The 17,163-nt window shown below is 65.4% G+C and carries 14 protein-coding genes; 5 read left to right on the top strand and 9 right to left on the bottom strand.

Translation table 11 applies throughout. From position 1 onward, the window contains the following. Positions 1 to 40: 40 nt before the first annotated feature. Entirely contained in the window at positions 41 to 262 is a 222-nt protein-coding gene (locus tag GJ631_RS12575; RefSeq protein WP_156709491.1) for a DUF2061 domain-containing protein, read from the top strand. Positions 263 to 314: 52 nt separating this feature from the next. Next, on the top strand, positions 315 to 1,766 hold the full coding sequence (gene proS / locus GJ631_RS12570; RefSeq protein ID WP_156709490.1) for a proline--tRNA ligase: 1,452 nt from the start codon (positions 315 to 317) through the stop codon (positions 1,764 to 1,766). 27 nt (positions 1,767 to 1,793) lie between these two features. Here proS and GJ631_RS12565 read toward each other — a convergent pair whose 3' ends face one another. The 9 genes from GJ631_RS12565 to GJ631_RS12525 form a co-directional block, all read right to left on the bottom strand. Continuing rightward, complete coding sequence (locus GJ631_RS12565; RefSeq protein ID WP_156709489.1) at positions 1,794 to 1,931, bottom strand: hypothetical protein; 138 nt, start codon at positions 1,929 to 1,931, stop codon at positions 1,794 to 1,796. After that, positions 1,931 to 2,920, bottom strand: coding sequence for a hypothetical protein (locus GJ631_RS12560; RefSeq protein WP_156709488.1), 990 nt, complete (start codon positions 2,918 to 2,920; stop codon positions 1,931 to 1,933). The genes GJ631_RS12565 and GJ631_RS12560 overlap by 1 nt, the downstream gene beginning before the upstream one ends. Further along, the gene (locus tag GJ631_RS12555; protein ID WP_156709487.1) at positions 2,883 to 3,050 is read right to left on the bottom strand and encodes a hypothetical protein; all 168 of its coding nucleotides are present in this window, start codon (positions 3,048 to 3,050) and stop codon (positions 2,883 to 2,885) included. The genes GJ631_RS12560 and GJ631_RS12555 overlap by 38 nt, the downstream gene beginning before the upstream one ends. A 1-nt stretch (position 3,051) precedes the next feature. After that, positions 3,052 to 4,008, bottom strand: coding sequence for a signal peptidase I (locus GJ631_RS12550; protein ID WP_156709486.1), 957 nt, complete (start codon positions 4,006 to 4,008; stop codon positions 3,052 to 3,054). Continuing rightward, complete coding sequence (locus GJ631_RS12545; protein ID WP_156709485.1) at positions 4,005 to 5,072, bottom strand: hypothetical protein; 1,068 nt, start codon at positions 5,070 to 5,072, stop codon at positions 4,005 to 4,007. Before GJ631_RS12545 ends, GJ631_RS12550 begins: the two co-directional genes overlap by 4 nt. Then, positions 5,069 to 5,854, bottom strand: coding sequence for a hypothetical protein (locus GJ631_RS12540; protein ID WP_156709484.1), 786 nt, complete (start codon positions 5,852 to 5,854; stop codon positions 5,069 to 5,071). The genes GJ631_RS12545 and GJ631_RS12540 overlap by 4 nt, the downstream gene beginning before the upstream one ends. 211 nt (positions 5,855 to 6,065) lie before the next feature. After that, positions 6,066 to 7,778, bottom strand: coding sequence for a vWA domain-containing protein (locus GJ631_RS12535; protein WP_156709483.1), 1,713 nt, complete (start codon positions 7,776 to 7,778; stop codon positions 6,066 to 6,068). Positions 7,779 to 7,938: 160 nt separating this feature from the next. After that, entirely contained in the window at positions 7,939 to 9,366 is a 1,428-nt protein-coding gene (locus GJ631_RS12530) for a VWA domain-containing protein (RefSeq protein ID WP_197425042.1), read from the bottom strand. Between the two features lie 55 nt (positions 9,367 to 9,421). After that, positions 9,422 to 10,771, bottom strand: coding sequence for a choice-of-anchor W domain-containing protein (locus GJ631_RS12525; protein WP_156709482.1), 1,350 nt, complete (start codon positions 10,769 to 10,771; stop codon positions 9,422 to 9,424). A 285-nt stretch (positions 10,772 to 11,056) separates the two neighbouring features. Here GJ631_RS12525 and GJ631_RS12520 point away from each other — a divergent pair, with 285 nt between their 5' ends. The 3 genes from GJ631_RS12520 (at position 11,057) to gltB (ending at position 17,011) form a co-directional block, all read left to right on the top strand. Beyond that, a complete protein-coding gene (locus GJ631_RS12520; RefSeq protein WP_156709481.1) occupies positions 11,057 to 11,614 on the top strand; it encodes a hypothetical protein in 558 nt (185 codons plus the stop codon). 84 nt (positions 11,615 to 11,698) lie between these two features. Then, complete coding sequence (locus tag GJ631_RS12515; protein WP_156709480.1) at positions 11,699 to 12,355, top strand: hypothetical protein; 657 nt, start codon at positions 11,699 to 11,701, stop codon at positions 12,353 to 12,355. A 123-nt stretch (positions 12,356 to 12,478) separates the two neighbouring features. Further along, on the top strand, positions 12,479 to 17,011 hold the full coding sequence (gene gltB / locus GJ631_RS12510) for a glutamate synthase large subunit (RefSeq protein ID WP_156709479.1): 4,533 nt from the start codon (positions 12,479 to 12,481) through the stop codon (positions 17,009 to 17,011). The last annotated feature ends 152 nt before the right edge of the window (positions 17,012 to 17,163 follow it).

Here is a 17,163-nt window from a genome sequence, read left to right as displayed (position 1 = left end):
AATCCCCTAGAGTTACGTGAGTGGCGGCCCGAGCCCTCACATGGACGCGTTCCGGCGGCGACCACACCAGCGGCTCTCGCGGGCAGTCGTCAAGACGGTCGGCTACCGGTTGTTCATGGTCGTCATCACCGTGACGGTCGCCTTCTTCGTCGTCGGCAACGTCGGCGAGGCGCTCAGCATCGGCCTCGTCGCGAACGTCCTCAAGACGGGGACGTACTTCGCTTACGAGCGGGCGTGGGACCGAATCGAGTGGGGCATCTGAACCGTTCCCGTGGATACGCCGGGTTTAATACTCGCCTACAGGACGTTTGGGTATGAGCGGCGAGCAGGAACTCGGCATCACCGAGAGCAAGGAGCACAGTCCCGGCGAGTGGTACGCCGAGGTCGTCCAGAAGGCCGGCCTCGCGGACTACGCGCCGATGGGCGGGTTCATCGTCACCCGACCCCGCGGCTACGCGCTGTGGGAGCGACTACAGGACCACCTCGACGGCTGGTTCAAGGAGACGGGCGTCGACAACGCCTACTTCCCGCTTTTCATCCCCGAGTCGTATCTCGAACGGGAGAAGGACATCGTCGAGGGATTCGACCCCGAAGTCGCGTGGGTGACCCACGGCGGCCACGACGAACTCGAAGAGCGACTCGCCGTCAGACCCACCAGTGAATCCATCATCGCGCCGTTCATGGCCGAGTGGGTTCGCAGCTACCGCGATTTGCCCCTCCGGCTGAATCAGTGGTGTAGCGTCGTTCGGTGGGAGGCAACCGAGACGAAGCCGTTCTTCCGGACCAAGGAGTTCCTCTGGCAGGAGGGCCACACCGCCCACGCCACGAGCGAGGACGCCTGGGAGGAGACGATGACCCGCCTCGGCCAGTACGAGCGACTGTACGAGGAAGTCATGGCCATCCCCGGGATGACCGGCCGCAAGCCCGAACACGACAAGTTCCCCGGCGCCAACACGACCACCACGATAGAGGCGCTGATGCCCGACGGCAAGTCGGTACAGGCTGGTACCTCCCACCACCTCGGCACCTCCTTCGCGGAGGCCTTCGACATCACCTACACCGACGAGGACGAGGAGGAACGCATCGCCCACACCACCTCGTGGGGGCTGTCGTGGCGCGCACTCGGCGCGCTCATCATGACCCACTCCGACGACCAGGGACTCGTCATCCCCCCCGCACTGGCGCCCACGCAGGTCGTCGTCGTCCCCATCTGGCAGGCCGATACCGAAGACGAGGTCAAGGAGTACGCCGCCGGCCTCGCTGCCGACCTCGACGAAGAGTTCCGCGTGGAGTTGGACGACCGCGACGAGCGCAACCCCGGCTTCAAGTTCAACGAACACGAACTCAACGGCATCCCGCTCCGCATCGAAATCGGTCCCAACGAGGTCGAAGACGGCGAAGCAACGCTCGTCCACCGCCCCGACGGCGAAAGCGAGGTGGCCGACGCGGACAGCATCGTCGAGTCGGTCGACGAAGCACTGGAGACGGTGTACGCCAAACTGTACGCCGCCGCCGAGGAGAACCTCGAAGAGAACATCCGCGAGGCCCACGGCCGCGGCGAAATCCTCGGCACCATCGGCCAACACGGCGGCTACGTCAAGACCGGCTGGTGTGGTGACGAAGCCTGTGAGACGGCCATCAAGGACGAAATCGCCGCCGAAATCGTGATGCTCCCCCTCGACGAGGACGAAGAGCCCGTCCACGACACCTGCGGCATCTGTGAGGAAGAGGCCGTCGAGACGGCGTACTTCGCGAAGAGTTACTGAGCGCGCGGTTCGATTTTCGGCCGGTACCTACAACAGCCGTGAAATCACGAGCAGCAGCCCGAACAGATACGTCAGCGCCACCAGCGCGTTGCGGCGATTCGCCCCGGGGCGCATCCCCGGGAGCGTCACGATTAAGCCGATGGTCGGGACCCCTCGGATACGCATCAGGACTCGCCGGACACGGTCGTGTCGGCGGTCTCGTCTGATTCGTCGGTGTCTCCGCCCGTGGACTCGCTTTCGGCGTCGCTCGTTGAGGCGTCCGTTTCGTCGGCGGTCGTTCCGTCGGTCGAAGTGTCGCCGTCGGTCGAAGTGTCGCCGTCGGTCGAAGTGTCGCCGTCGGTCGAAGTGTCGCCGTCAGTCGTTCCGTCGTCTGCCGTCCCGGCGTCTGTCGTGTCCTCATCTGTCGTCTCATCGTCGGTGACTGCCCCGTCAGTGTCGCTACCGTCGGTCGATGAGGAGTCGTTCGCGGATTCGTCGTCGGAGTCGGTCGACTCGGTTTCGACACCGTCCTCCGTCGAGTCGTCCGCTTGCTCGTCGGTGGCTTGTCCATCGTCGGGAGCCTGCTCGCCATCGTCGGTGGACTGTTCGTCGGCTTCTGGCGTCTCGGTGGCACCGTCGGTCGAGTCGACACCGTCGTCGGTCTGCTCTTCGGCCTCGGCGTCGGTACCGGCGTCCTCGTCGTCCGCGGTATCGTCAGCACTGTCGGCGTCGGCACCGTCAGCGTCCGCCTCGCCGGCATCTTCCGACGTCTCGCCCTCGGGTTCGGCATCACCGGACCCGTCAGTGGATTGTGAACCGGCGTCCGATTCGTCCTCGGTCGTCGAACCGTCTCCCTCGTCGTTCGACTCGGGCGTGTTTTCGCCCGGTTCCTCGGCGGGTTCTCCGTCCGGGTCCGTTCCGTCGCTGGAGCCGTTTTCGACCGTCGGTGAGTCGTCAGTCTGTTCGGTGGGTGGCTGTTCGCCGTCCGGCTGTTCGTCGTCGGTCGATACCGTCGTCGGGGCACTGGTATCGCTATCGAGGCTGTCGCCACCGGGGCCACCTCCGCGTGCGAACGCGGTCGGTCCTCCGGGTGGACCGGCTGACGGCGGCGAGAACCCTTCGGCCGAAGGGCCTGTGTCATTGTCGTCCTCGACTGGCTGGACTGGCGGCGCCACGTCGGCGCTGACGGGGGACGGTCACCGATTCCTGGTCGGACAGCAGCGCAGCCGTTCCGCCCGCGGAACCGACCGTCGCGGCGACGAACACCGCCACGACGGCGATGGCGACGGCGATGTCGTTTGCCATCTCAGTCACCTCCGGGGGTTCCGTCGGCGTCCGGGTCCGTCACGGCAACCGGTTCGGCGTCCTGCCGGCGAGTGCGGAGACGCTCTCGGCCCACCAACGCGGCGACCAGCAGGAACCCGACGAGTGCGCCGGTGAACACGCCGACGCCGACGGCACTCGGGACGCCGGTTCGGCTCACTTCCGTGAAGAGCACGTAGCCGGCGTACGCGGCGAAGGCCAACAGCACCCAGAACGTTAGTGTCAGGTCGAATCCAGCGACCTCGACGGTCTTTTGTGGTGACGTTTCAGAGGAGTTGGTCTCGGCATCGGTAGCCCCTTCGGCAGGCGAACTCCCGTCGGAGACGCTCGCTCCACCGTCCGTCGCCGCGGTCGCGGTGGCGTATTCTTCCTCCGGGTCACGGAGGAAACGGTACACCTCCATGCCACCGAGAAGGACCAGCGGCACCACGACCAACAGCACGAACCCGAGGGTCGTGTTCGCCCACAGGATGACGTAGCCGATGAGCGGGATGATGACGATGACGCTGCCGAGCACCTGTTCGGGGGCGACGAGTCCGGCGTCGGCGTTCTCGTTGGCGTCGCCTTTCGTCCGGTAGGCGCCGTCGACTTCCTCGACGATTCGGTGGGTCGTCGGCACCTCGTTGCCCGTCCGGTAGGTGATGACGTCACCGACTGTGACCGGGCCGCTGGCGACGATGACGACGTCACCGGGCGAGATGGCCGGTTCCATGCTCCCCGAAAGGACGACGAACCCGTGGTCGGCGCCGATGGTCTGGGGCACCGCGAACACCACGAAGGGGACGACGAGCGCCACGAGGAGGACGAACCCGAGAACGGCCGCGATACGGCGTGCCCGACCGCTGGTGGTGGTTTCGGACGACTTCTCCGGTGCCGATTCCCGTTCCGGTTGGGTGTCGCTCGTCGCCGTCTCCTCGGTTGTAGTGGTTTCGTCTGTCATTGGTTCTCCTCCTCACAGTCGGTCGAGCAGACGGCGACGGTGACGTGGCTGATTCCCCTGTCGTCGTCGGCGTACAGCAGGCCGCCGTCTTCCAGCGACGCCGTGTCGTTGGTCGGCTGCTCTCCCGCGGTGTAGGGCTGTGGGTCACCGGGGCCCGCCTTGATGCCCACCTCACACAGGGTTGGGGGCGTTCCCCCGTCGGTTCGGTGGAGGCGGAACGCGACCGCCGTGGTTTCGTCGCCGCCGTCTTTCTCCACTGTGTCGTATATCTCGATTTCGTAGCCGTCGCCGCCTTCGCTGAACGCGTAGACACCCGGTTCGATGTAGCTATCACCGATTCCGGGAGCCGCTCCGTCCTCGAACTCCAGCTTTCCGAGCCGGTCACAGCACACACAGGGATCGTAGGTGTCACAGCGCGGCCGCGGTGGGAACGGGTTCGCTCTCGTCTCGTCGTTGCGACACTGGACGCCGTAGACATCGAACGACAGCTCGGTGGCGTCGGTTCCGACGTACCCTTCGTCGAGCCAGTACTCGACGAGGAGACACAGTTCGTCGGTCAGACAGTCGACCGGAGCGGTCGAGGCGTCGGCATCGAGCAGTTCGCCGTTCCGCAGTCCGTCGGCGACGGAAAGAAGCGAGCCATCGGCGATGGTGTCGCCGCGAGCACCGGTCGTACAATCGGCATACGAGAGCCGAACTGAGAGGTGTTCCGACAGCGCCGACGCCGGCGGGCAGTCCAACCGAAGCCAGACGGCCGCCGGATTGTTGACGCTCTCCGGGAGGTCTGGAAGAGAGACGCTGACGAGTGCCGTCCCGCTGTCGTCGCTTTCCGTGAGGTCGGCAACGGGGAGTCCGAGCGTCCGTCCGTTGTTGCGTCCCGTTTCGCCCGCGTTCGGTCCGGCCAGCACTTCGTAGCCGACTGCGAGGTCGACGGCGCCGGCGCCGATGGCGCCCGTGAGGCGTTCGTCGTCGTCCAACAGGGCGGCCGTCCCGCCGCCGGTGACCACGCCCGCTCCGCCGGCCGTGGCGAGTGCCGCCAACACGCGGCGCCTGCTGAGCGTCATTCGGCCGCCTCCATCGTGAAGGGGTTCTCGCCGCCACAGGGGACGCCGCCGAAGGCGATGTCGAACCCGACGCTGTCGGTCTGGACAACGTTGCCCACACCCATCGGGACTCGCCACGACAGCGAGATACACCGAATCGAACCGACGGACAGACAGTCGATTGCGAGTTCGCCATCGTTTGCCAACTCCCCCGCGAACGCCGACTTCATCGACCCTTCGGCGATAGCGGTTTCGCCGAAGCCGGCCATCGGCTGGAACTGGCCGTCACAACTGCCACCCGGCACGCCGTCACGCCAGAGGGCGACTTCGGTCGCGGCACCGAGTTCTCCCTCGTCGCTGTCCGGGTCATCCCCGGCCGCGAGTTCGGGTCCGTTGACGCGGTTTTCCTCGTCCTCCGTCAGCGACGCGCGCACGTAGACATCGAGTGGTTCTGCGCCCTCATCGTCGACGACTTCGAGGCCCACGACCAAGGTACCGCTATCCCCGGGGACGACGTTCGAAAGCGAGACGACCGGGCCGTTGGCTTCGACGACGTATTCGGGGTCAGTCGCCGGATCGAGCGCGTCGGTGAGCGTCACCGCTTCGGTCCCGTTTTGGTGTTCGAGAAACGCGCCGTTGTATCGCTCGTACCACGCGACGCGGAGCCGGCGGTCGTCGGTGTCCGGCGCCGCGTAGGTGTATCTCGTGAACGTAGGGTCGGCTGGCCGAGCCGCGGCGATGCCGCCGGCTGCGAGCGTCCCCCCTCCGATTCCTGCCAGCAGTTGTCGTCGTGTGAATTGCATTTCATCAGTCTCCGGCCGCGTTCGGCCGCTCGTGTTGCTCTCCCACTGGGGAGGATATCGCATAGGTATGGGTCGAGTGTCGCCTCGTCGTTGAGCGGTAGGGTGTTCGTACCGCCGTCGATACAGCGGCTACGGCGACTCGACGTGTGCGGAGTCGAACCCCCGTACGCCAGCGTGGGACGGTGACAGGGCGTGTCCAGTCGTTTAGGGCTTAGGACAGCGCCGGCCCGCTGCCGTCGTTGTGCCGTGCCTGCTCGGTGTAGAAGCCGAGGTCGAATCCGAGCGTGTCGCCCTGCACCTCGTTGCCGACCTCGAAGGGCAGTTCCCACGACAGCGCGACGCAGTGCATCACGCCGTCACCGCGGAACGGCTCGCGGTCCGGGTCGTCCGAAGAGTCCTCCAGCTCGTCGTACAACGTCGCGCGGTTACCGTCCAGCGGGATGCCGTTGCCGTCGGCCAGTTTGGTGAGGATGTTGCCCAACGAATCCTGCATGATGACCTTCTCCGCGACGGTCTGGGCCGCGAGGCTGCCGAACACGCTGGGGATGTCGAGGGGGTCGTCGACGTCGTTGAAGAACGCCGGGTCACCGCCGGAGCCGCCGGCCGGTCCCGCCATCGCCTGTAGCGTGCTGGCGCTGCCGTTGACGTTAATCGTGTAGACGTCCGTTTCCGGCGCCGGAGACGCTGCCCGCGCGTCGCTCGCAGCGCCGGTCGGCGACGAGAACTGGGTACTGCCAGTGCCGTTGAACGACTCGCCGTCCGAGAGGACGATGTTCCGCTTTTCGGCGCCGCTCCGTCCGTTGGCGGCCAGTTCGTCCTGTGCATCGTCGACGCCCTCACCGATGTAGGTGCCAGTCGCGATACCGTCCGCGTTCGAGAACGGGTCGGGGTCACCGTCACCGTCGGACGGCGTCGAGCCGGGGCCACCGCTGACGACGTTCGCGAGCTTCTGTCGGAGTCCGGACAGCGCACCGTCGACGACCGACAGGTCGGTCGTCATCGTCTGGAGGATGCCGGTCCGGGGCTCGGTGTCGTCGCTGCCCTCGCCGTCGAAGTACGCGACGCCGATGTTCACGTCGGAGCCCTGCGACTGCAGGTAGTCGACGAACTGTCGGGCACCGAGTTCGACGAGGTCGATTTTCGTCGTCTCGCCGTACGTAGTTTCGTTGATACTGATGTCGTCCTCGGAGACGACGCCACCGTACTGGTCGTACAGCATCGAGCCGGAGAAATCCAGCGTGAGCATGATGTCGACCGGCTCGGCGCCGTCGTAGACGTTGTCGCAGTCCTCGTCGTACCACAACGTCGCCTGGATTGCCTCGCCGAGATTCCCGAGGTTGTCGGGGTCGACCAACAGCTCGGGTTCGGCGGCAATACCGCCCTCGTCGCTGACGTTGCCGGCCTGCATCCAGACGTAGCCGGGGTTGTCACAGAGGTGCAGCGAGAACGTAATCTCGCCGGAGTCGCCGGGTTTGACGTCGGTAAGTTGCACCAACGTCTCCATCTCCTCGCCCGTCACGGGGTCGGTGCCGAAGTCGGCTTCCGACAGCGGCGGGATGTTCTCACAGTTCAGTTCCGGGATGTTCGCCCCGTTGCTGTCCGGGTCTTCCACGTCCGGGAAGTCGCTGTATTTGAGTTGGCCGGCGTCGTTGTCGGCCGCGATGGACTGTTCCCCGTCGCCGTCGTGGTCGGGGTGGGCGCTGACGAAGGTGTGGCCTTCGCCGAAGTCGTAGGTCTGTTGCCAGTCGATGAGCAGGTCGAGTTCGCCGGCAACGAGGCTGTTGTCCACGAAGCTCTCCTCGTCGGAGAAGAACGCGGTGGTGCCGAAGCCGGCGCCCGCGCTTGCGACGCCGACGGCTCCGAGGCCGGCGAGCATGCGACGGCGCGAGAGAGCCATCGGGTTGTTGCTGTTGTTGTCTGTCATGATTGTGTCTCCCCGGTCGGGGAAAGCCCACCGGCGGAGTCGAACCGCCGTTTCACGGGTGGTGCCCGTGCCATGCGTCCTCGAACGGCCCAAAGACGTCATGCTCCAAGTGGGGGACCGTAGCTCGGCTGGGGGAGATACCCCAGCTCAATCGGCCGAATCAGTTGTCGGCCTCCGCGAACGGACTGTCGTTGTGGCGGCTCTGTTCGGCGTTGACGCCGATGTCGAAGGCGACCGAATCGCTCTGGACCTCGTTGCCGACCTCGAAGGGCAGTTCCCACTCGAAGCCGATACACTGGGTCGTCGCACCCGGGTAGGGCTGGACGCCCTCTTCTTGGCGGTTGCCGTCGAGGAGCAACCCCTCGGAGAGCTGGCCGAAGACTTCGGCCATCGTTCCGGAGAGGATCTTCTGTTCGCCCTCGAGGACGATTTGTGCGATTTCGGCGTAGACGGTGTCGAGGTCGGCTGGGTCGGGTGCGACGAAGGCGTCGTCGGGCGAACTCGCGAGGCTCTGGAGGAGGCTCGTGTTCGCGCTGCCGAGTGCGACGGTGAAGATGCGGATGCCCACGTTCTTCGCGTCGTTGGCTGCCGAAATCGCGTCGCTGGCGTCGGAATTGCCGTCGCTCAACAGAATCATCACCTTCGACGCGCCGGGCGTGGCGTTGGTCCCGTTGAGCAGTTCGTCCTCGCCTTCGATGATGCCGGCGGCGATGGACGTGCCACCACCTGCCGTGTAGGCGTTGATGGCGTCCTTGACGAGTTGGTAGTCCGTCGTCAGCTCCTGGTCGGTCGCCGCGCTGGAGTTGAACGAGATTGCGGCGGCTTCGTCCGGCGAGGAGAGGTTGTCGACGAACGTCGTGGCCGCGGTCTTCAGCGAGGACAGCGCCGACCCACCCATCGAACCCGAGACGTCGCTGACGAGTGCGACTTCCAGTTCGTTCTGTTGACCGGTGCCGGTCGGCTCGTAGACGTTGTCGCAGTCCTCGTCGTACCAGACGCAGACCTCGATGGCGTCGGCGAGTTCACCGAGTCCGTCGGAATCCTCGCCTTCGGCGTCCAGCTCGGATTCGGTCTGACCGTTCTCCAAGTTCTCCGTGAGGGCGCCGAACAGCTGGAGGTACGCGGGGTTGTCACAGATGTGGAGACTGATTGTCACCTCGCCGGAGTCGCCGGGTTTCACGTCTTCGAGCGTGAACACCGGAATTCCGTCGCCGTTGACGAGGTACTCGTCGGCTTCGGGCGAACAGAAGTCGAACTCATCGCCCTGGACGAGGTCCTCCCAGGCCTGCATGTCGGCGGGGCTGGGGGCCTGGTCGAGGAGGTACCGGCCGTCGCCGAGGTCCTCGGCGTCGGGGTAGCCCATCGCCACGACGTCGTCGAGGCGGCCGGGGCCGCCGAGGTACGTCGATTTGTAATCGAGTTTCAAATCGAGGGTGCCGGCGGTGAGGGTGTTGTCGTCGAAGGATTCGGTGTCGCTGAAGAACGCGGAGGTACCGAGTCCCGCGCCTGCGCTCGCGACGCCGACGGCGCTGATACCGGCGAGCATCTTCCGGCGGGAGAGGCCGTGTGGTTGTGTTTCGTCGTTCATGATTTCGTGTTGTGTAGTTTGGTTCGGCCCGGGACCCCCGGGTGAGTGTCCGCGATTACTCGACGCTGATGTCGAAGGCGACGCCTTCCTCGGTGCCCGGGTAGTCGCCCTGGACGTCGACGGTCACGTCACCGCTGATGGTGAACGCGTTCGCGACGTCTGCCGCGTCGGTGTCGAAGACGAGGTAGGTGAGGTCGCGGTCGGGGCCGTCGTTGGATGCCGAAATCGCGTCGGGGCCGCTGAGGGCCGTCGGAACGCCGTCGAGGTCGAGTGTGAGGTTCTCGACGCTGACGGTGGCCTCGTCGGCCTTCGTCGTGATGGCGAGTTTGCCGCTCGGGGCAGGGATGCCGCTTGCGACGTTCACGTTAGCGTCATCGACATCGAGAGCGAACGAGGCGTTGCCGCTGCCGTCGTAGTTGTAGCTGAACGCGACGGTTTCGCCGGGCGTCCAGACGTAGTTAGCCGTGTCGGCGCTGATGACGTCGGGGCCGACGGCGACTTCCCACGAGCCGGAGGGGCCGTTGTTACCGAAGCGGCCGCGTGCGAAGGAGGTCTCCTGTTCGGTGGCGAACTCCTCTTGTTTGGCGAAGCCCTCACCGGTTCGGGTGGTGATGGTGGGTTCACAGGGGTTGGTCGTCCCGTCGTTGTGGCGGGACTGCAGCGCGTGGAACTCCAGTGCCATCGTCAGGGAGTCGGACTGAATCTCGTTGCCCACCTCGTAGGGGATTTCCCAGTACAGGCACAGGCAGGCGCCGGTGATGTACTCCTCATCGTCCTCGACGGCTTCCTCGTCGTACGGGGATTGTTCGCCGGGTGCGAGGCCAGCGACGCCGTCGCCGTCGAGCGCGGCGCCGCCGGAGATGGCCGCGAACACGTCGACGAGCGAGCCGGAGACGATTTCCTCGCCTTCAACGAATTCGCCGTCGACTTCGTCGCAGTAGGAGAGCCGTGCGTCGATAGCGTCGCCGAGTTCGCCGATGTCCGGCGTGTTGTCGACATCCATCTCGGGTTCGGTCATCCCGTTTTCGGCTTGGGTGAGGTCACCACAGGCCCACATGTAGGAGGGGTTGTCGACGATTTCGAAGCAGAACTCGACGTGGCCGGAGTCGCCGGGTTTCACGTCTTGGAGGTCGTAGAACATCCCCGCGGGGTCGCCGTCCTGGGTTCCCATGGCTTCATCGGCCATGTTCTCGACCGTGCCGCCGCTGTCGTAGGAGGCTTCGTAGGGAACACGCAGGTCGAGCGTGCCCGCGGTGAGGGTGTTTCCGGTGAAGGACTCTTGGTCGCTGAAGAACGCGGAGGTCCCGAGCCCGGCGCCGGCGGAGGCGAGGCCGATGGCCCCGAGTCCGGCGAGTGTCTTGCGGCGCGAGAGGCTGTACGTCGTGGGTTTGTTGTCGTCGGTCATGTTGGTTCACTCCCCGCGGGTCGTGGGTCGTCCCCTGACGCCTCGGGATAGGTTTCCCTCTGGGGGGAGGGGTCATAGGTAAAGACAGCGGACCATGTACAGAACGCGGCGTTGAGACCGGCTGAACGGCCCGTTCGTCGAGTCGGTACGATAGTCCTACCCGGCTAAACGCTCGGTTTTCGTCCCGGTATGGTCACCGTTCCGGCGGCTCTCCGTCTGGCGAAACCGACCGGTCGAAACCGGTATGCTCCCCATGGTTATCACCCCGTGGACCTCTGTTGGTGCATGTCGAGTGGGGACCAGGTAGCAGGGCGCTACCCCGAGCACCGTATTTCGGAGACGACCGTACACCGCGTACTGAGCAGTCCGCGCCGGGCGACGGCGCTTCGGCTGCTCAGTCACGAGGGGACGATGTCGGTTTCGCGGCTCGCCGACGCGGTCGCGGCAGCCGAAGCGGGCTGTGACCAGCCCCCGTCGCCGCTTCGTGAGAGCGTGTACAACTCGCTGCGACAGACCCACGTCCCGCGGTTGGCCGACCTCGGGTTGGTGTCCTACGACGCCGATAGCCGGGAAGTTCGGGCGCTCGCCGCGGCTCGGTCGGTTCGACACTACGCCACGCCCGTCGCGATGTTCGGTATTTCGTGGACGGAGCTGTATCGTGGTATCGGCATCCTCGGGCTCTGTCTCGTCGTCGGCGCGTTGGCGGGGCTTCCGGTGGTGTCGCTTCTCGACCCGCTGCTGTGGGCCAGCGCGGCGCTGGCGCTGCTCGCGGGAACCTCCGTGTGCCATCTGATTGCGGACCGACGCAGTCTGCGCTCACTCACCGAACCCGGAGAGCAATAAGGTATCCATACCTGATATGGCAACCATCTATAAGTGGTGTATATGTCGTTTCGATGCGTTTGGTTCGATTAGGGGGAGAGAGACATGGTAGCCATAGCCGCAGAGGAGGGGAACCGCGGGGGGCTAGATTCTAACGGTTCCGACGACTCCGAGTCGGGGGCGCTTTCGACGGAGGCGGTGTTCGAGACGCTGAGCAGTCAGCGCCGGCGGTACACGCTCCATTACCTCAAACAGCGAGGGGAACCGGTGACGGTTCGGGACCTCTCCGAACAGGTCGCCGCGTGGGAGAACGGCATCGACCGCGAGTCGGTGACGCCGAAACTCCGCAAACGTGTGTACACGGCGCTGTACCAGACCCACCTCCCGAAGATGTCGCAACTCGAGGTAATCGAGTACGACAGCGACCGCGGCGTCGTCGGGATGACGCCCCACGTCAGCCAACTCGACATCTACCTCGACATCGTCCCGACCGACGACCTCCCGTGGAGTCAGTTCTATCTCGGACTCGGCGCCGTGTTCACCGCCCTCGTCACCGTCGCGGCGCTCGGGGTTCGGCCGTTCGACTTGGTTCCGGGGTTCGGCTACGCGTTGTGCATCGCGCTCGCGGTGTCCGGAACCGCGGCGTATCACACGGTCCGCGACCGCCGTACCCGACTCGGCGGCGACGACCAACCCGCCGAGGAAATCGTCCCACCACTGGAGTCGCATGAGACGTTCGATTCGGTCGCCGCCGACGACTGAGCCGCGCGCTATTTTGACATGGCAATGTTATCCTTTCCCGACATTATATTGCCTTATATGGGGTAAACTAACCTTTAGTCTTTGAGGGGAAGCCTCTTATTGAGGTGTTCGTGAGTGTGTGGTATGCCTGAGCGAATCGACTCCTCTACGGGTTCGGCCGGACTCGTAGACTCAGACGACTACCGCGCCAACTGTGGGGTAGGCGTCGTCATGGACCTCGACGGCGGCGTCTCCCACGGAACCGTCGCGGACGGTATCGAACTACTCGAAAACCTCGAACACCGCGGAACGACGGGTGCCGACGAAGGCACCGGCGACGGCGCTGGTATCATGCTCCAGACGCCGCACGAGTTCTTCGCCGACGAAATCGACGACCTCCCAGACCCCGGCGAGTACGCCGTCGGCTCGCTATTCATGCCGCAGGACGCCGACGAGGCCGCACATCTACAGGACCTCGTCGAGTCCGTCCTCGCCGAGCACGGACTCGACGTGTTCGCCTGGCGCGAGGTGCCGACGGACAACAGCGAGTTGGGACGGACCGCGACCGAATCCGAACCCGCTGTCGTCCAGTGTTTCGTCCGCTCGGACCTCGACGACGACGCCTTCGACCGCGCGCTGTACGTCGGCCGCCGCGACCTCGAGAACACCATCGAGGAGCGCCGCCCCGACGGCTCCGGCCGCTTCTACGTCTGTTCTCTGGACCGCGACACCGTCGTCTACAAGGGACTTCTGACCGCCGAGCAACTCCCGGCCTACTACCCCGAACTCGAAGACGAGCGCGTGAAATCGGTCTTCGCGATGGTCCACGCCCGGTTCTCGACGAACACCCTCGGCGCGTGGCACCTCGCCCACCCCTACCGCAACATCATCCACAACGGCGAGTTCAACACCATCCAGGGCAACATCAACTGGATGCGCGCCCGCGAGGACGACCTCGAAGACGAGGCCTTCGGCGACGACATCGAGACGCTGCGACCCATCATCAACGACCCCAATCAGTCGGACACCGCCTCCGTCGACAACGCGCTGGAACTGCTGATGCAGGGCGGCCGCGACATGCCACACGCCCTCCGGATGCTCATCCCCGAGGCGTGGCGCGGCGAGGCAAACCGCGTCCCCGAGGAGCGACGCGAGTGGTACGACTACCACGCCTCCTTGGTCGAACCGTGGGACGGCCCCGCCCTCGTCGCCGCCACGGACGGCGAACGGGTCGGTGCCGTGCTGGACCGAAACGGCCTCCGACCGTGCCGCTACGACGTGACCAGCGACAACACGCTCGTGATGGCCAGCGAGGCCGGCGCCCTCGAGCACGACTTCGGAGATATCGTGCGACGGGACCGACTTCAGCCCGGACAGTTGTTCCTCGCCGACCCCGAGGAGGGCCGTGTCATCCCCGACGAAGAAATCTTCGACGACCTCGTCGACGACAAGTACGCCGAGTGGGTCGACGACGAGCAGGTCACCATCGACGACATCGCCGACTCCGACGACGCCCTACCGCGAGACGACGTGTCGGGGCTTCGCGCCCATCAGGCGTTGTACGGTTACACCCACGACGAGATGAACCACCTCTTGGAGCCGATGGCCCGCGACGGGAAGGACCCCGTCGGCTCGATGGGTGACGACACGCCGCTCAGTGTCCTCTCGCAGTTCAACCGGCCGCTTTTCACCTACTTCAAACAGCTGTTCGCACAAGTGACGAACCCGCCGCTGGACTACATCCGCGAGGAACTCGTTACCTCACTCGAGTCGCGTCTCGGCCACCAGCGGAACCTGCTGGACGAGACGCCGGCCCACGCCCGACAGCTCGTCGTCGACTCTCCCGTCCTGACGGACGCCAAAACGGCATCCATCAAGGACCTCGACGGCGATGACGGCGAACTCTCGACGTACGTCCTCGACATCACCTACGACCCCGACGGCGACCTCGAAGCCGCCGTCGAGGCGCTCCGCGAGGAGGCTACCGAAGCCGCACAGGACCACGACATCATCGTGCTGTCGGACCGCGAGGCCGGTCCCGAGGCACTCCCCATCCCCGCGCTGTTGGCGACTGGTGGGGTCCACCACCACCTCGTCCGCAACGGCCTCCGGAACCACGTCGGCATCGTGCTCGAGTCGGGCGACCCGCGTGCGGTCCACCACGTCGCGACCTGCATCGGCTACGGCGCCGGCGCGGTGAACCCCTACCTCGCCTACCAGTCCATCACGGACCTCGTCGCCGGCCCCGACGGCGCCGACGAGGAGAAAGCAATCGAGGCGTACATCAAGGCCGTCGAGGACGGCCTGCTGAAGACGATGGCGAAGATGGGCATCTCGACGGTCGAGTCCTATCAGGGCGCCCAGATTTTCGAAGCGGTCGGTCTCGACTCCGATTTCGTCGCGGAGTACTTCGAGGGAACGACGGCCCGGACGGAAGGCGTCGACATCGGGGACATCGAGTCGGACCTCCGGAAGCGCTACGAGATTGCCTTCGGCGAGGACCCCGACCTCGAACACCAGGGCGAGTACGAACACCGCTCTTCGGGGATGTTCCACGAGTGGAACCCCGAGACGGTCGGGACGCTCCAGAAGGCCGTCCGACAGGGCGACTACGAGCAGTACCGGGAGTTCGCCGAGCTGATGAACGACCAGACGGAGAACCTCCAGACGCTCCGCGGGCTGCTTGAGTTCGACTCCGACCGCGACCCCGTCGATATCGATAACGTCGAACCCGTTGAGGACATCGTCCAGCGCTTCTCGACGGCCGCGATGAGTCTCGGCAGCCTCTCGCCGGAGGCCCACGAGAACAACTCCATCGCGATGAACCGCCTCGGCGGCAAGTCCAACACCGGTGAGGGCGGCGAACCGCCCGAGCGGTTCAACACCGAAAAGGAGTGCAGCGTCAAGCAGGTCGCATCCGGCCGCTTCGGCGTCACGAGCGATTACCTCACCAACGCCGACGAGATTCAAATCAAGATGGCACAGGGCTCCAAGCCCGGTGAGGGCGGCCACCTTCCCGGCCGGAAGGTCAACGAGATGATTGCCCACGTCCGGTACTCGACGCCGGGCGTCGGCCTCATCTCGCCGCCGCCGCTGCACGACATCTACTCCATCGAGGACCTCAAGCAGCTCATCCACGACCTGAAGGCCGCAAACCCCGACGCCGACATCAACGTCAAACTCGTCTCGGAGGCCGGCATCGGCACGATTGCGGCGGGGGTCGCGAAGGCCAACGCCGACGTAGTACACATCTCCGGACACTCCGGCGGCACCGGCGCTTCACCGAAAACCTCCATCAAGAACGCCGGCCTGCCGTGGGAACTCGGCCTCGCCGAGGCCAACCAGATGCTGTGTTCGACGGACCTGCGTTCGCGCATCCGCGTCACCGTCGACGGCGGGATGAAGACCGGCTACGACGTGGCAGTCGGCGCCTTGCTCGGCGCCGAGGAGTACGTCTTCGGCACCGCGCCGCTCGTCACCTCCGGTTGTGTGATGGCCCGTCAGTGCCACGAGAACACCTGTCCGGTCGGCGTCGCGACCCAGCGTGAGGAACTCCGCCAGCGGTTCCCCGGCGAACCACAGCACGTCGTCAACTACATGACGTTCATCGCCCAGGAACTGCGGGAAATCATGGCCGACCTCGGCTTCGAGACCGTCGAAGAGATGGTCGGACAAGTCGACACCCTCCGACAGCGCGACGACGTCCAACAGGAGAAGGCGAAGAAACTCGACCTCTCGGCGATTCTCGCCGAACCCGCCGGCGACCAGCGGACGAAGACGGACCCCCAAGCTCACGAAATCGACGAGGCCCTCGACTGGGACCTCATCGACGAAGCCGAGGACGCAATCGAAACCGGCGAACCGGTCCACATCGACAGCGACATCTCGAACGTCAACCGTGCGGTCGGTGCGACACTGTCGAACCGTATCTCGAAGGCCTACGGTACCGAGGGCCTGCCGGACGACACCATCACCGTCGACTTCGGCGGCACCGCCGGACAGAGCTTCGGCGCGTTCCTGCAGGACGGCGTGACGATGCAGTTGACCGGCACCGCGAACGACTACGTCGGCAAGGGACTCTCCGGCGGCAAACTCGTCGTCAACACGCCGAACGACGCCCCCTACGAACCCGAGAAGAACATCCTCATCGGCAACGTCGCACTCTACGGCGCCACGCAGGGTGAGGCCTACATCAACGGGATGGCCGGCGAGCGCTTCGGCGTCCGCAACTCCGGCGTCAAGGCCGTCGTCGAATCGGTCGGCGACCACGGCTGTGAGTACATGACCGGCGGTGTCGTCGCCTGTCTCGGCCAGACGGGCAAGAACTTCGCCGCCGGGATGTCCGGCGGCGTCGCCTACGTCCTCGACCGCGAGGGCGACTTCGAGGAGAAGGTCAACTACGGCATGGTGTCGACGATGGACGAACTCGACGCGAAGGACCGCGAGATGCTCCGGCGCCTGCTGGAGAACCACGTCGCCTACACCGATTCGGACCGCGCCGAGTACATCCTCGACAACTGGGAGGAGGAACTGCCGAAGTTCGTGAAGGTGCTGCCCGACGCCTACGCCGACATCATCGAAGAGCGCGAGGAGGCCGACGTGCGCACCGAACTGCCGGATTCGGCGACGCCCGACGCCGCTGCCGACCAGACGGGTCACGTGGCGAGCGACGACTAAAACCCACTTTTTACTTCGTCGGGTTCGCGCGGAGCGCGAACCGCTCCTCGCAAAAACGTGGGGAAAAACGACCCGGACGCTCCCTACGGTCGCGTCCGGCGAACCGCTCGCGCCTTCGGCGCTCGCGGATGCTGGACGTACAGCTAATGGTA

The organism is Natronomonas sp. CBA1123, assembly GCF_009741925.1.
GTDB lineage: Archaea > Halobacteriota > Halobacteria > Halobacteriales > Haloarculaceae > Natronomonas.
This window is presented reverse-complemented; position numbering and strand designations above follow the sequence as displayed.

Bases quoted from the DNA above. Each gene is read 5' to 3' on its own strand.
- GJ631_RS12520 (WP_156709481.1), top strand. From the start codon at position 11,057: ATGTCGAGTGGGGACCAGGTAGCAGGGCGCTACCCCGAGCACCGTATT.
- GJ631_RS12515 (WP_156709480.1), top strand. From the start codon at position 11,699: ATGGTAGCCATAGCCGCAGAGGAGGGGAACCGCGGGGGGCTAGATTCT.
- GJ631_RS12530 (WP_197425042.1), bottom strand. From the start codon at position 9,366: ATGAACGACGAAACACAACCACACGGCCTCTCCCGCCGGAAGATGCTC.
- GJ631_RS12565 (WP_156709489.1), bottom strand. From the start codon at position 1,931: ATGCGTATCCGAGGGGTCCCGACCATCGGCTTAATCGTGACGCTCCCG.
- GJ631_RS12550 (WP_156709486.1), bottom strand. From the start codon at position 4,008: ATGACAGACGAAACCACTACAACCGAGGAGACGGCGACGAGCGACACC.
- GJ631_RS12545 (WP_156709485.1), bottom strand. From the start codon at position 5,072: ATGACGCTCAGCAGGCGCCGCGTGTTGGCGGCACTCGCCACGGCCGGC.
- GJ631_RS12540 (WP_156709484.1), bottom strand. From the start codon at position 5,854: ATGCAATTCACACGACGACAACTGCTGGCAGGAATCGGAGGGGGGACG.
- gltB (WP_156709479.1), top strand. From the start codon at position 12,479: ATGCCTGAGCGAATCGACTCCTCTACGGGTTCGGCCGGACTCGTAGAC.
- GJ631_RS12535 (WP_156709483.1), bottom strand. From the start codon at position 7,778: ATGACAGACAACAACAGCAACAACCCGATGGCTCTCTCGCGCCGTCGC.
- GJ631_RS12575 (WP_156709491.1), top strand. From the start codon at position 41: ATGGACGCGTTCCGGCGGCGACCACACCAGCGGCTCTCGCGGGCAGTC.
- GJ631_RS12555 (WP_156709487.1), bottom strand. From the start codon at position 3,050: ATGGCAAACGACATCGCCGTCGCCATCGCCGTCGTGGCGGTGTTCGTC.
- proS (WP_156709490.1), top strand. From the start codon at position 315: ATGAGCGGCGAGCAGGAACTCGGCATCACCGAGAGCAAGGAGCACAGT.
- GJ631_RS12525 (WP_156709482.1), bottom strand. From the start codon at position 10,771: ATGACCGACGACAACAAACCCACGACGTACAGCCTCTCGCGCCGCAAG.